At 33.9% G+C, this 18,709-nt stretch carries 18 protein-coding genes and 3 pseudogenes; 14 read left to right on the top strand and 7 right to left on the bottom strand.

The features are described from left to right. Nucleotides 1-70 precede the first annotated feature (70 nt). From nhaC to ACYQ73_RS13790, 3 genes are all read right to left on the bottom strand, one after another. A complete protein-coding gene (gene nhaC / locus ACYQ73_RS13800; protein ID WP_460013007.1) occupies nucleotides 71-1,453 on the bottom strand; it encodes a Na+/H+ antiporter NhaC in 1,383 nt (460 codons plus the stop codon). Nucleotides 1,454-1,600: 147 nt separating this feature from the next. Continuing rightward, entirely contained in the window at nucleotides 1,601-1,741 is a 141-nt protein-coding gene (locus ACYQ73_RS13795; RefSeq protein WP_402869170.1) for a hypothetical protein, read from the bottom strand. Between the two features lie 37 nt (nucleotides 1,742-1,778). Further along, complete coding sequence (locus ACYQ73_RS13790) at nucleotides 1,779-2,486, bottom strand: sulfite exporter TauE/SafE family protein (RefSeq protein ID WP_460013225.1); 708 nt, start codon at nucleotides 2,484-2,486, stop codon at nucleotides 1,779-1,781. Here ACYQ73_RS13790 and ACYQ73_RS13785 point away from each other — a divergent pair. The 5 genes and pseudogenes from ACYQ73_RS13785 to ACYQ73_RS13765 form a co-directional block, all read left to right on the top strand. Beyond that, the gene (locus tag ACYQ73_RS13785; RefSeq protein WP_460013006.1) at nucleotides 2,404-2,616 is read left to right on the top strand and encodes a hypothetical protein; all 213 of its coding nucleotides are present in this window, start codon (nucleotides 2,404-2,406) and stop codon (nucleotides 2,614-2,616) included. The two genes, ACYQ73_RS13790 and ACYQ73_RS13785, sit on opposite strands and share 83 nt — an antisense overlap. A 604-nt stretch (nucleotides 2,617-3,220) precedes the next feature. Beyond that, nucleotides 3,221-3,841: a DUF47 domain-containing protein gene (locus ACYQ73_RS13780; RefSeq protein ID WP_370082328.1), complete on the top strand. Its 621-nt coding sequence runs from the start codon at nucleotides 3,221-3,223 to the stop codon at nucleotides 3,839-3,841. Nucleotides 3,842-3,856: 15 nt separating this feature from the next. Continuing rightward, a complete protein-coding gene (locus tag ACYQ73_RS13775) occupies nucleotides 3,857-4,873 on the top strand; it encodes an inorganic phosphate transporter (protein ID WP_460013005.1) in 1,017 nt (338 codons plus the stop codon). Nucleotides 4,874-5,145: 272 nt separating this feature from the next. Further along, nucleotides 5,146-5,547, top strand: coding sequence for a BlaI/MecI/CopY family transcriptional regulator (locus tag ACYQ73_RS13770; protein WP_460013224.1), 402 nt, complete (start codon nucleotides 5,146-5,148; stop codon nucleotides 5,545-5,547). Nucleotides 5,548-5,549: 2 nt separating this feature from the next. Continuing rightward, nucleotides 5,550-6,707, top strand: a pseudogene (locus ACYQ73_RS13765) (M56 family metallopeptidase); the annotation flags it as partial. Between the two features lie 1,338 nt (nucleotides 6,708-8,045). Here the strand turns inward: ACYQ73_RS13765 and ACYQ73_RS13760 are convergent. After that, nucleotides 8,046-8,801 (bottom strand): hypothetical protein, encoded by a 756-nt coding sequence (locus tag ACYQ73_RS13760; RefSeq protein ID WP_460013004.1) that lies wholly within the window; start codon nucleotides 8,799-8,801, stop codon nucleotides 8,046-8,048. Between the two features lie 105 nt (nucleotides 8,802-8,906). Then, nucleotides 8,907-9,383 (bottom strand): GNAT family N-acetyltransferase, encoded by a 477-nt coding sequence (locus tag ACYQ73_RS13755; RefSeq protein ID WP_460013003.1) that lies wholly within the window; start codon nucleotides 9,381-9,383, stop codon nucleotides 8,907-8,909. A 143-nt stretch (nucleotides 9,384-9,526) separates the two neighbouring features. Between ACYQ73_RS13755 and ACYQ73_RS13750 the strand changes: the two genes are divergently transcribed. From ACYQ73_RS13750 to ACYQ73_RS13730, 5 genes and pseudogenes are all read left to right on the top strand, one after another. Next, nucleotides 9,527-9,961, top strand: a complete 435-nt coding sequence (locus ACYQ73_RS13750) for a MarR family winged helix-turn-helix transcriptional regulator (protein ID WP_370082336.1) — start codon at nucleotides 9,527-9,529, stop codon at nucleotides 9,959-9,961. Between the two features lie 412 nt (nucleotides 9,962-10,373). Continuing rightward, nucleotides 10,374-10,865, top strand: a pseudogene (locus tag ACYQ73_RS13745) (bclA protein); the annotation flags it as partial. Nucleotides 10,866-11,161: 296 nt separating this feature from the next. Next, on the top strand, nucleotides 11,162-11,803 hold the full coding sequence (locus ACYQ73_RS13740; protein ID WP_460013002.1) for a hypothetical protein: 642 nt from the start codon (nucleotides 11,162-11,164) through the stop codon (nucleotides 11,801-11,803). A gap of 198 nt (nucleotides 11,804-12,001) precedes the next feature. Next, a complete protein-coding gene (locus tag ACYQ73_RS13735) occupies nucleotides 12,002-12,454 on the top strand; it encodes a GNAT family N-acetyltransferase (RefSeq protein WP_400935602.1) in 453 nt (150 codons plus the stop codon). Nucleotides 12,455-12,471: 17 nt separating this feature from the next. After that, nucleotides 12,472-12,786, top strand: coding sequence for an N-acetylmuramoyl-L-alanine amidase family protein (locus ACYQ73_RS13730; RefSeq protein WP_460013223.1), 315 nt, complete (start codon nucleotides 12,472-12,474; stop codon nucleotides 12,784-12,786). Between the two features lie 74 nt (nucleotides 12,787-12,860). Here the strand turns inward: ACYQ73_RS13730 and ACYQ73_RS13725 are convergent. Together ACYQ73_RS13725 and ACYQ73_RS13720 are read right to left on the bottom strand one after the other, a co-directional pair. Then, nucleotides 12,861-13,030: pseudogene (locus ACYQ73_RS13725) on the bottom strand (IS3 family transposase); the annotation flags it as partial. A gap of 281 nt (nucleotides 13,031-13,311) precedes the next feature. Further along, a complete protein-coding gene (locus ACYQ73_RS13720; RefSeq protein ID WP_460013001.1) occupies nucleotides 13,312-13,461 on the bottom strand; it encodes a YjcZ family sporulation protein in 150 nt (49 codons plus the stop codon). Nucleotides 13,462-13,532: 71 nt separating this feature from the next. Here ACYQ73_RS13720 and ACYQ73_RS13715 point away from each other — a divergent pair, with 71 nt between their 5' ends. The 4 genes from ACYQ73_RS13715 to ACYQ73_RS13700 all read left to right on the top strand — a co-directional run bounded on the left by ACYQ73_RS13715 (nucleotide 13,533) and on the right by ACYQ73_RS13700 (nucleotide 17,832). Beyond that, on the top strand, nucleotides 13,533-13,727 hold the full coding sequence (locus tag ACYQ73_RS13715; protein ID WP_460013000.1) for a hypothetical protein: 195 nt from the start codon (nucleotides 13,533-13,535) through the stop codon (nucleotides 13,725-13,727). A 594-nt stretch (nucleotides 13,728-14,321) separates the two neighbouring features. Further along, entirely contained in the window at nucleotides 14,322-14,906 is a 585-nt protein-coding gene (locus tag ACYQ73_RS13710; protein WP_460012999.1) for an ArsR/SmtB family transcription factor, read from the top strand. Nucleotides 14,907-15,132: 226 nt separating this feature from the next. Further along, nucleotides 15,133-16,398, top strand: coding sequence for an MFS transporter (locus tag ACYQ73_RS13705; RefSeq protein WP_460012998.1), 1,266 nt, complete (start codon nucleotides 15,133-15,135; stop codon nucleotides 16,396-16,398). A gap of 348 nt (nucleotides 16,399-16,746) precedes the next feature. Further along, entirely contained in the window at nucleotides 16,747-17,832 is a 1,086-nt protein-coding gene (locus ACYQ73_RS13700; RefSeq protein ID WP_460012997.1) for an SH3 domain-containing protein, read from the top strand. Nucleotides 17,833-18,709 lie beyond the last annotated feature (877 nt).

The following is an 18,709-nucleotide window of genomic DNA, read 5'->3' as shown; positions in this document are numbered from 1 at the left end:
CATGAATTTATAGCCAAAATTTTAGAGGGAGATAGAAAAAGGTAGCTGACGAATTCATCAGCTACCAATCTTATTTTTCAAGCTTCGTTAATGTTTTACCGGTCCAACCAAAAATAATCGTCAAAATTGGTCCGAGTAGACAGAAGAAGGTAAACGGCAAGTAAGTTGTTGTTGGTATATCTAGTACACTAGCAATGAAAATACCACAAACACTCCACGGAACAAGAGGATTGACTACAGTACCTGCGTCCTCCATAACACGGGATAAATTTTTAGGGGCAAGCCCTACCTTCGCAAATTGTGCTTTAAATGCTTCTCCAGTAAGTAGGATGGATAAATATTGCTCACCAATTAAAGTGTTCACACCAATCCCTGTAATAGCAGCTCCTGTAATGACAGAGCCAGCACTTTTAAAGAGGCTCTCTACCTTCGCTAAAATACTTTGAATAATGCCGAGCGTAAATAAAAGACCACCCATTGTTAATGCTAATAAGACTAAGGCAATTGTAAATAGCATACTGTTCATACCACCACGACTCAGTAATGCATCCACGTCTTTATTCCCCGTAGAAGATTTATAGCCTTCAAAAAGCATTTTAAAGACATTCGATAGTGCAATCGGTTCTTGTATGTAGGCAAGTCCAACACCAAGAATTGAGACGACTGCGAGTGTGATAAGTGCAGGCGCTTTATAAAAAGTCATAATAACAAGAACAACAATTGGCAATAATGTATACCAATGAATAAGACCAGTTGACAGTAATCCATCTTTAAATTGCTCAACTGTTTCAAATGAAGTATTTGCTTCTGTTGGCGATAATATTGCATAAAGAACGAATGAGATTGCGAATGCTGGAATCGTTGTCCAACCCATATTTTTAATATGCTCGAAAAGATCGACGCCAACCGTACCAGAGGCAAGATTGGTTGTATCTGATAACGGAGACATTTTATCACCAAAGAAAGCTCCTGAAACAATCGCACCAGCTGTTATTGCTAAAGAGATGTCCATTGCACCAGCAATTCCCATAAAGGCAACGCCTACAGTTGCTACAGTAGTTAAAGAACTACCAACAGAAACACCAACGATACTACAAATCAAAAATACGATTGCAAAGAAAAAACTTGGTGTAACTGTTAAAAAGCCGTAGTAGATAAGTGTTGGAATTGTGCCACCCATAATCCAACTTGAAATTAAAATGCCAATAAAGAAGAAAATAAAAACTGCCCCAAGTCCAGCACTTGCACCAGCAATCATACCAGTTTCAAGCTCACGAAAAGGAACTTTTTTTAGTAATCCATAGGCAATTAAAAGTGAAATAACAAGAAAAATAGGTATATGGGGTGTTGCTTGTAAATACCCAATACTGACTGCCATCATGGCAATTATTAATATTATTATAAAGATTGCCTCAATAAATCGAGGGTTACTCTTAGCTTCTATTCGAAACATGCTAATCCTCCTACTAGTTACTTCTTCGCTTCAACGCGGTGAAGCCTAAAAGAATTATAGCACGCTAATAATTTTTGTCAATTGGCTGATAAATTTTGCCGATGAAATCGATAGTATTTCTCCTTGGTGATCTTTTAAAACTGGGCCTTAATGGCTCATCACCAAAAGTTGTGGATGACATTCATTAAAACGTATGCCTTGTATATTAGTTGATTGGAGTGGAGACTGGGCGACTCCTTGGGGATTAGCGTCACAGATGAGACCCTGCAGCCAAGCGAAGCGGCTCATCGGACGCCCCCAGGAAAGCGCCCAGTTGGAACGGAAATCAACCACACGTTATGGTAATGATCCACCTTAATGAATACTGAAATAATCCCAGGCATTTTTGATAATTAATGTACAAGTCATGATGATAAAAATAATACGCATCATTTTTTGTCCCGCGTTTCAGCGCAAATTTTGACCCCATTATCGCACCGAAAATCATGACGAAGCCCATAGGTAAACCGTATAAAAAATTAACTTTTCCTAATAGTAAAAACATAGCAAGCGCGGCTAAGTTCGATGTGAAATTAAAGGCTTTTGCATTTCCCGCTGCCTGCAAGAAATCATTTCCCATCATTAATAAAAGGAAAATAAAAAAAGAACCAGTGCCAGGTCCGAAGAAACCATCGTAAAAGCCAACAGCAGCAAAAGCGCCAACAAAGGCAATTTTTTTAACAGTACTTAATGTCTGCTCTTCAGGTTTCTGACCCCAATCTTTTTTGAAAACCGTATAAGCTGTAACTAGTACGAGCATAACAAGCATTAGAGGCTTTAAAATAGCTGGCGATACGAGATGTACGGTGTATGCACCAATGAATGAACCAATAAAAATAAAAGGCATTATTTTCTTATTCTTTTTCACATCAACCTTGCCAGCTCGTAAAAAAGTTAACATGCTAGTCCCGTTGCTAATTGTATTAGCGAGTTTGTTTGTGGCAATTGCTGTACTTGGGGGTAAACCAACAGCTAAAAGCGCAGATAACGAAATTAATCCTCTGCCACCGACAATCGCATTTAACTTCTTTCAGCAAATGTCTTTTGTAGCGAAAGCAAAGTGTCAGTTACAGGTTTTAAGTCACTTTCCAGTGGGTGTCCAAACAGCTGCTGAAAGAAGTTAATGCCTCCGGCGGATGTCACGGAATCGGAAAGGAGTTCTTAAAGGATGTTAGCCTAAAAATCATCGCATCCATGCGATAACGGCTAACTGACCTGCTTCGTGCAGGTCCAAGCACAAAGCCGATTCCAGACGCAATTATGCTGAGGCATTATTGATAAAGGATGCGATAAAGCCAAGTACTAAAAGGATTACAAGTGATAGTAAATCGATGTCCATATGTATGATACCCACATCCTTATTTGTAAGATAAACTTTTCTTATAACAGTACTGCGAATTGTAATAAATGACAATGGAGGAATGTAAATGTCGTTTACAATTCCTTAACATTTAAAACGATGAAAAAATTGAAGAAAAAAATGTTTTTTCAAGTATTTTTATAAAAATGAAAGAAAAAACGGTAATATTTAAAGAGAAATCGATAATTTTTGTTATCGAGTTTCCAACGTTTTCAACTTGGAAAAGTACCTAAAAATAATTGTGGCAAATTTTATATTACATTTTTGTAAATTCAACTATTTTATCTTTAAAAATCTGTAGAATTATGTGAAAGTTTTGTTATGATGATTGCAGAAATCGACAATATTCATTCAACAGGAGGAACATGATGTTCAACTCAAACAAGCAAGATCCATTTTTTAAAGCATTATTAAACATTTCTAAAAACGTTAAAGAAGGTATTTATTACGCTCATAACGCACGTATTGAAAATATAGATTCACTAAAAGAAATCGCAGACACAATGAAGCGATATGAAACAAGTGGAGATAAATTGATTCACGAGCTTATCGTCATGCTCAATAAATCATTTATGACACCTATTGAGCGTGAAGATATTTTATCACTTGCCAATAAATTAGATGATGTTATTGATGGAATGGAAGGCTGTATTGCTCATTTTGACATGTACAATTTAACAGAAGTTACAGACCCGATGCGCCAATTCTTAACATATATTGCGAAAAGTACAGACGAAATGGTCCAAGCAATGGAGCTATTAAATAGTAAAAAGCTTGTTGAAATGCGTAAACATGCTATTCAAATTAAGGACTATGAGCGTGAATGTGATGAAATTTTCCGCTCTTCGATGAAGCAATTATTTATTCAAGAAAAAGATCCGATGCGCATCATCGTGTTCAAAAGTATTTATGAACAATTTGAAGATATTGCAGACTACTGTCAAACTGTAGCAAATACAATTGAAACAATAATTATGCGTAACGCGTAAGATGGAGAGTACGAAATGGATACGATATTACTGATAACAATATTAGTCGTTATATTCGCGCTTGTGTTCGATTTTATTAACGGCTTCCATGATACGGCCAACGCGATAGCAACTTCGGTATCAACAAGGGCATTAAAGCCACGTACCGCAATATATATGGCTGCAATTATGAACTTCATTGGAGCTATTACATTCGTTGGGGTAGCAAAAGCATTAACAAAGGATATTGTTGACCCATTCAGCTTAAATGCTTTTGATGGAGATACTACAGGTTCTGTCGTTATTTTAGCGGCATTATTATCAGCGATTACATGGAATTTAGTAACGTGGTACTTTGGAATTCCATCTAGTTCGTCACATACATTAATTGGCTCTGTGGCGGGTGCTGCAATTGCGGCTGCTGGCTTTAATGCATTGAACTATACCGGCTTTATAAAAATCATTCAGGCACTTATTTTCTCGCCATTACTTGCGTTTGCAGCCGGTTTCTTAATGATGTCTTTATTTAAAGTGTTATTTAAGGATATGAATTTATATCGAACGAATAAAGGCTTCCGGACAATGCAAATTGGTACAGCAGCTTTACAATCTTTTACACACGGTACAAACGATGCGCAAAAAGCAATGGGGATTATTACGCTCGCTTTAATTGCAGGAGGATTGCATCATACAGACGATATTCCATTCTGGGTACGTTTTGCGGCAGCATGTGCGATGGGTCTTGGTACTTCTGTAGGTGGTTATAAAATCATCAAAACAGTCGGTGGCAAGATTATGAAAATCCGTCCAGTAAACGGGGTAGCAGCAGACCTTGCTTCTGCATCCATCATCTTCGGTGCGACATTAATTCACTTACCAGTATCTACAACACATGTTATTTCTTCATCTATCATGGGAGTAGGAACAGCACACCGTGTAAGAGGTGTTAAATGGGGCATGGCACGAAAAATCGTGACAACATGGGTAATTACCATGCCAATTTCCGCAGTCATGGCTGCAGCTATTTATTTCATATTAAGTTTATTTTTCTAACAAAATGGGAGGAATGCACAAATTGTGTGCATTCCTTTTTTGATTTGATTAAAAAGTAGGCTCGACGGATAGAAATGGCAAGGTGAGGATAGGTCGAACAGGGTGAAGCGACGGAAAATCTGAGTAGACCGACGGCTGGGAAAGAAGGCGACGGAAAGCATGAGCGTATTGTGAGCATCTATTTAAAAATTAAAATAAGATTGACAATTATTGATTACAAACGTAATATTTGTATATGGATTACATTTGTAATACAGGGAGGTGAGTTTTATATTATGAAAGAATTACCTAAGATTTCCGAAGCTGAATTGGAAGTTATGAAAGTTCTTTGGTCAAAATCCCCGCAAACAGCAAATGAAGTAATTAAAGTATTAGAGTCAACAACGGATTGGAAACCGAAGACAATTCGAACACTTATTAATCGATTAGTCCAAAAAGAAGCCATTTCTTACCATCAAGATACAGGACGTATATATGCATATTTTCCTTTAGTGTCACAAGATAAGTATCTTCAAGTAGAAACAGAATCATTACTTAAACGTTTCTATGGCGCAGCATTTAAACCACTTTTTGTGAACTTCTTAAAAGAAGAAAAGTTATCTTCAGAAGATATTAACGAACTTAAGCGTATTCTGGATGAGAAGACTGAGGAAAATCAGAGGAAGGAAAGCTAATAATGATGGACAAGCTTATAAACGTCTATCTACCTCATTTTTTTAATTGGTTGATAGAAACCTCAATTATGGCAAGTATTCTAGTTGTTCTAATCTTATGTGTAAAAATTTTGTTTAGAAATCAGTTAAATCCACGATGGCAATATCTACTTTGGATGATATTAATTGTAAGACTTTTATTGCCATGGTCTTTGAATAGTACCTACAGTATCTATTCTATCTTTTCATACAGTAATGGGACTGCTGTTACCACTGTTTCTTCTTCAAAAGAACATATGAAAGAATCGACAGATATAGACTATTCAAAAGTTACTAAAGAAGATTCCTTTGCAACTGGTTCAACCCAAGTAGCTAAGGAAAATAAGAAACTAAGTCGCGATAATGCAAACCAAAATGATGAGACTTTTTCCTTTTATACAATCCTTATATACATTTGGCTTACTGGGGTTATCATTTTGGGCTTTACTACTATCATTATAAATAGGCGTTTACTTCATTTCATAAAAAAACAGCCTATGATTACAAATCAGAGAATTGTCACCATCTTTGAGAATTGTAAAAAATCTATGTCTGTTCAACAGAAAATCCCACTTTTTTTTGCTGGAAATATTTCAAGTCCAACTGTAGTCGGATTTATTAGGCCAAAGGTGTTATTGTCAGGCGTACACTCGAAAGTATTAAATGAGCAACAGCTACGATACATTTTTCTTCACGAATTAGCCCACATCAAACGAAGAGATGTTGGGGTGAATTGGCTTATGTATGGCTTACTCATTCTAAATTGGTTTAATCCTATTCTTTGGTATGCCTACTCATGTATGAGAGAAGATCAGGAATTAGCCTGTGATTCATTAGCTCTTACATATATAAATTCAGAGGAGCAACTTGCATACGGTCATACTATTATTAGCCTTTTAGAACACTACTCAAATTTTTATCAAATACCAAGTTTGGCAAACTTAAGTAGAAATAAAAAAACTTTGAAAAGGAGGATCCTTATGATAAAAAAATTCAAAAACTCTTATCGTTGGTCTGTATTTGGCGTTGCTACTTTAATCGCTGTCTCATCTATATCTTTAGTAAATGCACGTGTAGATAAACCGACTAACCAGATGAATGAAAATACGGAATTAAATGAAGAAAAAGGGAAAACAGAGGTGGTCCAATTAAGTGTCAAAAATAGCGAACCAACAAATGGTCCACTTACAGAAGTAGGGCAGTGGAAATTTTTGGGTGATGGTTTTAATAAAGCTACATTAGTTAAAATAAAAAATGTAGACAAAACCTATGATATGGGTGCTATTAAATTTACTATTAAATCTATCAATTTTGTACAATTGACAAATTTACCTGAGTTTACTGTAAAACGAATCAAAGAGAAACATGGTAAAGATCTCAATGATGAATTAAATTTAATTGATATATCTTATAAAGTTGAAAATACAACCGATAAAGATATAGTTTTCTACCCTGCTGATACACTTACAATTAATAATAAAACTCAAATTAAATCGAAGGATTTCTATTTTCCATCATTTGATTCGATAACCCTCAAAAATAAAGTAGTCGATGAGAGTTATATTGCTATTCCCAATTTAGAGGTTCCATTTAGTGAAATTAATACAATAAATATTATTACGAGTATTACGAGTGATGTATTGAACAAGGAAAACTCTACAATTTTAAACCCGAGTGAAAACATAAGAATTGATTTATAATATAAAAAATATTAATTGAAACAGCTAGCTAAATTAAACTAACGGAGTACTTTTCTTGAAGATCATTGAGTTGCATATGCAGCTCTTTTTTTCTTATTGAACTAATGGTGCAGTTTAGTTCACAAAGGAATTAAAGAATATATTGAAGGAGAATTTATGCTTAAAAGTAAACTTTTTAAATATTTAATATTTTGCGCATTATTATTAATCCTATTATTCTCTGATTATTTGTATATTGGAGCTTTTGTTTTTCTATCTATTTTCTTTGTAATTATTGAAAAAATCATTGAAAAGAAAAATAAACATAATGATAATAAATTAGGTTCTTTGGGATATATAATTCTGATAATTACTCTTATAATTATTGTATTAAATAGCGAGTACATAAAATATTAAGGCTGTTTTCGAAAAAATTGTTGCTATTCAACTAACGGAGCAGGGTAGTTCAATAAGGGGCTCGTAATAAAAGTGCATATTTACGACGTTAAGAAATAGCCTGAATATGTACGATTTTATACAGACAGTGTACCAGCAGCATTTTTCTGCAAATTAAAAAAAGACTTACAGTAACTGCGTTCAAGGCCTTTGCATAAAAAAACGTATGGACGTATCGCACACAAAACAACCTCAGAACGTTGTACTATCAACATTTTGAGGTTTATGTGTGCCCAAATTAGCATTTAGGAACGTTTATTAGATTTGTTTTGTATATAGTAAAAATTAATTCAACTAAAACGCTTATGTATTTAAATAGGCTTTGGTAGATTATAAATAATCTACTCAATTATTATTAGCATTCGCTTCCTTTACAATTTGCTTTAAGTATCCTTTTGGAATAGATCTAGTCATTAAGATATTATTCGTAACTGATTGTCCATCAATCATTGTAATTTCAAGTAAAAGTTTATCCTTCGAACTAAGTTTGTATGGTTCGTGGATAAGAATATCTACTGAACTTCCTTGTGTAAGTGTGAGTGGAAAATCAACTTTCTCATTATTCTGCTCGAATGAAATCGTAGCTACACTATCATAATGACCGATTGAATCAATCGTTTCATCTTTAGAGGATGTATACGTATAGCGAAGTAAATCATCATTCTTTATTACGTCTATTGCCTCACCTTTCATTAGTAGAACAATTGTTGTTTCAATTGGAGAATAGTTTTCAAATGAAATGTCAACAGGTAATGTGCGCCCTTCTAATGAAAGAAAGTAGGAGAGCTGTTCGTCTGTTAGTTCAACTACATCTTCTCGTAGCTCATAGCCATTTTGTACTGCTAATACTTCTGTAAAATTAGTTTCCCCATCCCCATTACCACTGTTTCGTGGAGGGTAAAATCCTTTTGTATTATGTGCAATTTCCATTAAATACGTATCGTTATTTTGTTCAACTATGTATGAAACGGCTAATGTTTTACTTACTTCGTCAAGTTGAACGGATATCACAATAGGTTCTTCAACGTGTGCTTTAGGACAAAACCAATATACACCAATTGCGCCTATCACTACTAAAATAATTATGGATTTCTTCATCAATTATAGTACCCCAATAACATAACACACCATAATTAACCTATTTTACCACAATTGTGATGCAGGAAGTTCCCGAAGAGTTGTTTTGGCAAGCTACCAGACTTATGGTTAATTCAAACCTTTTAAATACCATGCATTCATAGTAGAATGGTCAGAACCTGATAGCGGCTCATGTAAAAGTGTAAATCCAAACTTTTCATATAATATACATGCAGTTTTTAATTCATGCATTGTTTCTAAGTAGCACTTTGCATAATGTTTAGATGCAAATGATAAAGCTGTTTCCATTAGCATCTTTCCAAATCCTAAACCTTGTGTTTTTGTACTTAAGTATAGCTTTTGCAATTCACAAACTTTATCATGTTCGTTAAACGGTGCTATACCAATTCCACCAACAACCTCTCCTTCCATTTCGACCACCCAATAGTTCGCATGTTTTAAATTATTATAATACTGGTGAAGGTCGTTAAGTTGAGGGTCAAAATAAGCTGTCCCTGGAATTGCTAATCCTAGTGATTTTAGTGAATCTTGTATGATTTCCTTTACTATTGCATTGTCTTCTTTTCTAATTTCTCGAATTATCATATATAATCTCCTTCAATTCGGTAATAATAAAGATTGCGAAAGATTTTTGAAAATGGCATCCTTATAATGTGGACAAAGTCCACGTTGTAAGGATATAGTTATATTAATGTTAAATGTGGACAAAGTCAACTAAAGGAGAATTTATGGATAAAGAGATTATTTATGATATCAGACAATTCAATCGATTTTATACAAAGGTACTTGGTTTATTTAATAACCAAATTCTTGATACAGATTATTCATTGACTGAAGCACGAATACTATTTGAAATAAGCGAGAGAACTGAGTGTATTGCCAATATTCTCGTGCAAGAACTTAATATTGATAGAAGCTATATGAGCAGAATTTTACGTAAATTAGAGAAGGAAGAATTAATAGAGAAAAAAAGCTCAACAATCGACAGTAGAAAAAGCCTTCTCTTTTTGACAAAAAAAGGAGAGGAACTGCTGGGTCAAATTAATATTCAGTCAGATGACCAAATAATTCAATTGTTTAATGGACTAACTGATAGTGAAATTAATGATATTCGTAATTCGATGATGGTAATAAGAGAGAAATTACATAAAAATAGATTTTAAAAGTTTTTAAATTTTTAATTGATTTTGGGAGAGAGGTTTAACTATTCGTTTTCCGAAATTTAATTTAGGGATTCCTGAAAATATTATTTTCTATTGTAATTCTAAGCTTAACTTTTATAAGGATATAGAAATGACTGATTTTAATAGATATTAGAAAACCTAATGATTTTGAAATTGAAAAGGTTATTTTACTTTCACCACAAGCATTATTTGATGGCACATTGGGTTTGTTCATGTTCAATAAAACTTGAGTAGTTTTTAATCTAATCTAATATTTCTTAAAAGCATACTCTATAAGAAATAGTGGGGTGAAATTATGTCTAAAAAAAAGAAAATTACTGGAATAAAACCTAACGGATGTTGTCCTCCGGTTAAATACACAGCTCTTAATAGTCATTGTCCTTCAGTCCCCTCATCTTCATGTCTTTGTGACTGTTGTGTTTCTCCACTTCAGTCCGTCTTACAACAACTTGTTGGGCAAACTGTAATTCTTGGTACTATTGCAGACGCACCTAATGTACCTCCTCTCCTTTTTTTATTCACTATTGTTGAGGTGAATGATTTTTTAGTTACTGTTACAAATGGAACTACAACTTATGTTGTAAATATTTCTGATGTAACAGGGGTAGGTTTTTTCCCACCAGGACCTACTATCAATTTGTTGCCACCTGTTGATTCTGGATGTGAATGCAATTGTCGCGAAAGACCAATTAGACAATTGCTGAATACACTTATTGGTTCAACAGTAAATCTTTTGGTAAGTAATGGGTCTACTGCAGTAGATTTTAACGTGGAACAAACAGGTCTTGGTATTGTGTTAGGTACTCTACCAATAAGTCCTAACCAACCAATCTTTAGATTTGCAATTTCAACTTGCAAAATTGTAGCTGTAGGGGCAGACTAATTGAACAAAGAATGATGTTAAAAACAAATATTTAGTGAGTCAGTAGTTATTAATAAATAATAATTTTATTATTGAACTAACAGCTGCTTTACTTGAAGATCATTGAGCTGTTTAGGCAGCTCTTATTTTTTTACTAACGAGGCAGTTTAATTGAAGATGGAAAATAATTGTTTTACATAGAAGTAAATAAAATGTCTTAAAAAATAATGGGGTGTATGAACGGTGGTTATTATTAGAAATCTAAAAAAAGTGAATTTGATTTTTTGATATAAAAGTAGCAAAGGGGATATTAAATGGTGAGTAAAATAGAATTATACGAAAAAGAGTCTCAGGAATTCAAACCTTTTAAACACTTTATTTCACGCATTCAAGTAATGCGGAAAGAATCCAGCTATGGGGCTGAAGTTGCCTCAAAATGGACTGATATTTTAAACCAAACTCTTGTAGATGAAACTTACCCAGTGATACATCCAATTGGTCAGGAGACATTCTCGTTATATGCAGAGTTCACGACTGGGGTATTTGAGTATACCTTAGATATAGACGGGGCTACTACATTTATAAAAGAAAAAAACAATAAACCCATAAAGACTTCTCCATCGAATATAATTGAAGCTGTTGACCAAGGTAACATAAATAAAGACCCAAACCGAATAAAACCCAATCATAAAAATCCTGTAATGGTACTTCAGAGTCGATATTTAACCAACAACAAACCTTATTGTATCAATGGAAACCATCGTATATTTGAAGCATATAGAAATAATGATGAACAAATAGAAGTCTATGTTTTTAAAGATTTGGAGTTTGTTCCTTTCTTTTATGACGTTCTAAGTAAAGCAACATATTTTTTAGAAATTGATTACCATAATGTAGTTAATGATAAAAGATATTTATTGCATAACGAAAATGGTGCATTTGCAAATGAATTTAAGTAGATACATTTCTTCAACGCCCATGAAAGAACTTAATCATCTTTCATTTTCTGTGGTGAAGTGCTGATTTTTGTGCTTCATGGATGGCTAACGGGGTCCGATTGTTCAATTAGAGCAATCGCTTTTTCACTAACGGACAGATTAGTTTAAAAAACAATGATATATTATCAAAGAAGTCAGAGGTTAAAAAAGGAGATTAAAATGGATATTAGGAAACTTAATAAAGATGAAAAACTTCCAATGGAATTGTTGCTATTGGCTGACCCTTCAAGAGAGATTATTGAGGAATATGTCAATAGAGGCGAATGTTTTGTAGCTGAAATCGAACAGCAAATTATTGGAGTTTATGTATTACTTCCAACAAGACCAGAAACAGTGGAGCTGGTGAATGTTGCAGTCGTAGAGGAGCAACACGGTAGAGGTATAGGGAAACAGTTGGTAATGGATGCAATTAAGGTAGTTAAGACAAAAGGATACAAAACAATAGAAATTGGAACTGGAAATTCAAGCATAGGGCAATTGGCTCTTTATCAAAAATGCGGTTTTAGAATAATTGGTGTTGATATGGACTTTTTTGTTAAGCATTACCCAGAAGAAATTTTTGAGAACGGTATTCAGTGCAGGGATATGGTTCGTTTATCTCAAGATTTATAGGTTAAAAAAGGGGGAATATTGTTCAACTTGACTTTACACATGCTAATTATGGTGAGATTTTCGTAAGTATCCATGTTAATTATGCAGATAATACTTCTGCGCAAGGTACCGAAACATTTTTCGCTAAAACACTAGGTGATATGCATCAGGGAGACATTGATTTTGCGACGTTTGTAAACAATCAAATTGTTAAAAACGTAAATATGAATGATCAAAAGGTCAAAAAAGAAAATTTCATTGTAATTGCAAGTACGAATATTCCAGCCATTCTAGTGGAGCTAGGCTTCCTATCAAATAGTGAAGATCGAGCTAAATATTACTCAAAACAATAGTAAAAAGGGCTACACGGTTCATTAAAGTGTACCCTTTGTAAAGGACATTTTGAAAAAAGCTTGGCAACCTTTTGGAGCTGCTGTCTGTATTTTGCAGGCGGCAGCTTTTTCAAGTTCCATTGCCCTCGATAATGGTTGTAATACATCATATAACTTTTCACTTCTTTTACTTCTTCTAATGTTTCGCAGCTTTCATATTGGTTTCATCTTTAAAATGACCGAAGAGGGATTCTTGAGGGGCGTTTTTCATAATTCTTAAATAATCTAATTAAGCTAACGGGGGCTAGAGTTAAACAAGGTGTTGCAGCGGCAGCATCTTTTTTCTAGTTGAGCTAACGGTGCAGGTTAGTTGAAGAAGAAGGAGTAGAAGGTTACTTTAAACAGAGATACCAAAGTGAAACTATAAATTTCATAACTATATTGAATGAATACCTGAAAGAAAATGTTCAGTAAGGTGGGGCATTCTGATGTAAGAAATTAATAAAGGGTCACCAGGCTGGGAGGGCGACCCTTACATCGGAAATGTTAATACCTTGTATTTAAGAAAGTAGCGCCGACAATAATTAGAAGTATAAATAGAACAACAATTAAGGCAAATGCAGAACCATTACCATAACCGCCGCCGGAATAGCCGCAGTTACCAATGCCACCAACATTTCCGCCATAGTATCCCATAAAAAACACCTCCTTTCTACAATATATAATATGTTGGTTGCGGAGAAGGAGTATGGAAGGGAGGTATTCTATTGTTTAAAGACGTTTCAAAACTTCAATTGGTACTATCCTTTTGGATGATTTTTATCGGTTTTTCGCAAGCGTTTAACAACTGGGGAGAAAAGAGAGCTTTATCTTTATTCTATTTGACTTCTAGTATTTTAGTTTTAATTCTTGCGATTATTGCTTTGATTGTTTATAGGAAACGGCAAATAACTAAAGACTGAAGAGTTTCAAAGGGGTTCTTTAAAATGTGTGGGTATTAAAGAAAAGAGATCGAAGCAATTCGCTCCAATCTCACTTAATTATCTAAGAGGTATTCATGTTACACAAGAAGCGTTGTTGAAGGAAGGGACAAAGCATAATATTCCGGATCTTGTAAAGCAAGTGGATTCCCAGTTTATTTTGTAATGGGGAAATTCGATTATATGACGTCTGTTAATGCTGCAAAAAAAAATATTATGATAGACTGGAAGCATCTATAAAAGAGTTCATTATATTTGAAGAGTCGGCTCATTATCCACAGTTCGAAGAGAAGGAGAAGTTTACTGCATGGTTAAATAAAACCTTCAATGATCTTCAGAATGGAGCATTTGAATTTTATTCTACAAGACCCTAATTTCATTGTCCAAGTAAGTGTAGCCTATCCAACGCTAAGTAAGTTTTGAAGAGATTTAGTTGCAAGTTATTTTTGATAGTGAGAAAATACATGATAGTTAAATTTCGATGCGAGTTCCAAGTAATCGAGGACTTTCAATTTTACATAAAAAAGGGGGGAAGGGGGAATTAACCATTTCAAACAAGAAAAGAGGAGCGATAGAATGGAAAAAACACAAATTGTACATACAAGAGAACAACTTAAGGCAATAAGCGATCCGTTAAGGGTCCAGCTATTAGTATTACTCATTGAGAAGGAATATACTGGGCAACAACTATCTGAAGTTTTAGAAATCCCACGTTCAAAGGTTCATTATCACTTAAAGGCCTTAGAAAAGGTGAATTTTATCCAACTTATACGTGAAGAGGTAAAAGGTGGCACTGTACAAAAGTTTTATAGAGCTGTTGCATTATCTTTCCTTCCAGGTATAGAATTGTTCCCTTATGCAGATGAAATAAGTCAGGCTAATAGAATGGCGCTAATAAAAACAATAGATAGGGTCAAAGAACGAGTATTTAATGCACCAAGTAAAGCGTTTTTTGAGGATGATAAATTTGCCACATCTATGATTCAAGCGGAGGTTAATCTAACTAAAGATCAATTTGAAAAGATATCTAATAAAATAAATGAATTGTTTGATGAGCTTATTTTAATGGAAAAAGAAAATAAGTCTAATCCAAACACGAGAATGTATTATTTAGGCAGCTTTGGGTTTGAAATAACAAATGCTTTTTTTAGGGAAAAATAATTTTTTAGGTATACGGTTATTTTTTTAACTCGGTTTATTTTTTAAAACAGCACCACTGATAATTATAGTCTAAAATTGAGAAAAGGTTGAGTGAATGATTAAGTTATTTAAAAATCGTAAGTTCGCGGCGCCTTTTTAGGCACACGGTTCATTTTTTTAACTCGGTTTATTTTTTTAAACAGGACCACAGATAATTATAGTCTAAAATTGAGAAGAGGTTGAGTGAATGATTAAGTTATTTAAAAACCGTAATTTCGCAGCGCTTTTTTTTGGAAGAACCATTTCTAATTTCGGTGATAGTTTATATGCTATTGCCGCAATATGGTTGGTATATGAAATAGGGGGGTCAACTTTTTATACCGGATTGGCGGGATTCTTAACTATGGCTCCTCGTATGTTGCAATTTTTAATTGGACCTATAGTAGACAGGGTTTCTTTAAAAAAATTATTGATAGTTACACAATTAATTCAATTCATTTTTGTTCTAACTATCCCACTTTTACATTACATTGGAGTTTTAAATGTAACGTTATTACTAATTATAATGCCAATAGTAACTTGTATAAATCAATTTATTTTTCCTGCCCAATCCGCTGCACTACCCAGAATAGTGGAAACTGATGATTTAGTTGGTGCAAATTCACTTTTCAGTTTTGCTAATTCGGGAGTCAATATCTTAGCAAATAGTATTGGGGGGGTGTTAATTACAATTATTGGCGCAATTAATATATACTTTTTTGATGCATTTTTGTTTTTAATAACTATATTTATCTTTCTGCTTTTTAGTTATTCAGAACCTACGGAACTCAAAGTGAAATCCGGAAGTGGAACTTTAACGGGTCACACTAAAAGATATATCAATGACTTATTTGATGGATACAAATTTGTTCGCGGATCGATAATATCTAAATTTTTTTATGGCTCAATAGCGGCAAATTTTTCATTCGGAATAGCCCTAGCTGTTCTTCCCGCATATTCAAGTTCTAGGGGAGGGGTTGAGCTTTACGGAATTTTTATGGGTACATATTCCGCAGGTTTCTTGTGTGGAGTAATATTATCTCCGTATTTAAAAAGATTTAACTTCGGCAAAATGGTAATAACAACATTCTTTATTAGTTCATTATTTTGGCTTTCTTCAGTTTTTGTCTCATCAAATATATTATCAATCATTATATTTGGGATAGCGTTAATCCCTCTAGGTGCAGCTGAAGTAACAATGGCTGCTGTTGGACAACGAATTATCCCTCAACAATATTTGGCTAGAACATTCTCTCTTATTGCTAGTATTTCGTCTTCTGCAATGCCATTGGGCTCATTATTTGGAGGTTATATTGGTACCGTAACCAATAGTCATTTAGCGTTTGCGATAGGGAGTCTTGGTATGTTGTTTGTATCATTAGCTTGGGTTATCATACCACAGTTACGTAAGCTACCAAAAATTGATGAAATTGACCCTAATAAGTATTTTGCTAACCAAAATGAGACTGTTTAATATTCATTAAGGGTCAATTAAAATTAGATAACAAATAAGGAGGATATCATGATTAAAGAAGTTTCGAATAACTACACAATCGAATGATGAGAAGATTTGTATGAAGTAAAAAGTGTAGTTGAGCTTGGCATGCCTATAAATAATAGGTTTTCTGAGCTTTTTTAGATGCGATGAGACCAATTTTGATCTATTAATTTATAATTTGTTTTCAATCGAAATTTTCTTTGGTATATATATGTTAAAAATGTTTTATGGGTCTTTACACGTTTAGTAATAAAAAATATGAAAATATATACAATCAATAGGATAAATGGTAGAATAACAGAGTTGTAAAAGGAGGTAAATTGATTGAATATACTAAAGAAATGGTTTGTTGCAGTTTTTGTACTCATGATGCTATTTAGCATTCAGCATCAAGTAGCAGATGCGGCTGATTATCGAACAGTGAAGGTTGTAAGTGGCACCAACTTGGTTGTGAGAGAGTCGCCGAATGATACATCTGCTTCCATTGGTAATCTAGCTAAGGATGAATTTGTGATAGAGTTTTCTTCCTCAGATGGTTGGTCTCATATACAAACAGGTGATCTAAAGGGATATGTTTCTTCCTCTTTTTTAAGTGTTCCACCTTCGACGATTAAAATTGCAAATTCTAAAAGTGGTCTCGTTGTGAAATCTAAGCCATCTCCTTCAGCATCAACATTAGCTACATTAAAGTATAATATGATTGTTGAAGACTATGGATCAGTAGGAAATGGTTGGTCATTTGTGCAATATGGCAATGTGGTAGGTTATGTTAAATCCGATTTTATTGGGCAGACTAAAACAACGACAAAGTACGTTAATACAGGTAGTGGGGTTATCGTTCGAAATATTGCCAGTCAATCGGGAGCATCAGTAGGTTCATTAAGTAATGGTACACAGGTAACTGTACATTCTACATTAGTAGGTTGGTCCTATGTGACTGCTGGTAATATCAAAGGATACGTAGTAGATGCATTTTTATCTACAAAGAAGCCTGTTGTGCCTTTCAATAATATTAACTTTAAATTGACTATTCGTGATGTAGAGAAAAATGAAAAATCAAAGCTTATACAAAAACTTCAGGATGGTAGAGATACTTATTTAGTCTATGGAACGACAAAATATGGCTTTTCAGCACAGTTGACATACTTTTTTACTGGTGGGCAATTAGATATGATTAGCTATGATTTCCTTCCTGAACAAGATAGTTATCACACATGGGCTCAAATGTCTTCTTTACATGACCGACTACATAGGCAAGGGGTAGCAGAATTCGGTAATGATTACCGATTTACCTATACAGAATATAGCCATTTATATTCAAGATGGGAAAAGAATGATTACACTGCTTTGATCTCTGTGAATGATGACAAACTTTATACAACAGCAAGATTAATATATTATCGTAAATAAAATTTCGCTCTACCAGCGATGATTGAGTGGGAATTATATAGCAAATAGAAAAGCTTGAAGAGCCTTTTTTGGTAGTTGTGGGCTTCCACATGTGAAAGTAGGACATCGCTAGGCAATGTAAACAGTCAGCTGTATGCTGACTGTTTTTTTATGAGTGATTTTAATTTATTTTCCGCTCCATAAAGCAACAAACCTCTTTCTTCTAAGTAAACAATTTCATCAAAGATTGCACTTGATGGCTTGTAATTCTCCCATTCTGCTTTAGCTTCTGAACTAAATACTAAAGAAGCAAATACTACAAAAAAAAAATTAATGCTACTAATCTTATTTTCACAAATGAATCCTCCTATCGACCTATAAAAACACCACTTATTTTTACTTCTTTTTTCTCATATTCCTTCGTGTAAGATTATCATATAAAAGAAAAATATTCCATAAAAAGTAGAGTGTTGTCTGTATTTTGAAGGGCATAGTACGTGGAATATATCTCACTCTATCATTGTAATTGATTAAAAGGGGTATTTTATCTTGAGTGAAATCGAAAATGCACAAATCTCTAAAGTTATCACAAGAAGAATTCGCACATAGAAGCAGTTTAGTTAGGACATAGTGGGATAAATAAATTTGAATTTTACGCTCAAAGTAGCATAAATGAACTCAAAGATAACGCTCCTGATACTTCTCTACAACCTGAAAATTCGATGTTTAAAGCTATGAAAGCAGTTGAAAAAGATGTTTAGGGATACAGATACTGATTATAAAATCATAAATGATATTGCTTTTAGACTTGGAGAGAATACACAAACTACTGATAAAATCAAATTATTCAGAGCTTGATAAATGTTATAGTTGTAGTAAAGTCATAGCGGTGTTTGCC

The organism is Lysinibacillus sp. CTST325, from assembly GCF_054665055.1.
The sequence above is the reverse complement of the archived record's forward strand: the minus strand, read 5'-3'. Positions and strand labels throughout refer to the sequence as shown.

Excerpts from the sequence above, each read along its gene's own strand:
- ACYQ73_RS13735 (WP_400935602.1), top strand. The coding sequence starts at position 12,002 with ATGGATATTAGGAAACTTAATAAAGATGAAAAACTTCCAATGGAATTG.
- ACYQ73_RS13720 (WP_460013001.1), bottom strand. The coding sequence starts at position 13,461 with ATGGGATACTATGGCGGAAATGTTGGTGGCATTGGTAACTGCGGCTAT.
- ACYQ73_RS13755 (WP_460013003.1), bottom strand. The coding sequence starts at position 9,383 with ATGATAATTCGAGAAATTAGAAAAGAAGACAATGCAATAGTAAAGGAA.
- ACYQ73_RS13775 (WP_460013005.1), top strand. The coding sequence starts at position 3,857 with ATGGATACGATATTACTGATAACAATATTAGTCGTTATATTCGCGCTT.
- nhaC (WP_460013007.1), bottom strand. The coding sequence starts at position 1,453 with ATGTTTCGAATAGAAGCTAAGAGTAACCCTCGATTTATTGAGGCAATC.
- ACYQ73_RS13795 (WP_402869170.1), bottom strand. The coding sequence starts at position 1,741 with ATGAGCCGCTTCGCTTGGCTGCAGGGTCTCATCTGTGACGCTAATCCC.
- ACYQ73_RS13780 (WP_370082328.1), top strand. The coding sequence starts at position 3,221 with ATGTTCAACTCAAACAAGCAAGATCCATTTTTTAAAGCATTATTAAAC.
- ACYQ73_RS13710 (WP_460012999.1), top strand. The coding sequence starts at position 14,322 with ATGGAAAAAACACAAATTGTACATACAAGAGAACAACTTAAGGCAATA.
- ACYQ73_RS13705 (WP_460012998.1), top strand. The coding sequence starts at position 15,133 with ATGATTAAGTTATTTAAAAACCGTAATTTCGCAGCGCTTTTTTTTGGA.
- ACYQ73_RS13750 (WP_370082336.1), top strand. The coding sequence starts at position 9,527 with ATGGATAAAGAGATTATTTATGATATCAGACAATTCAATCGATTTTAT.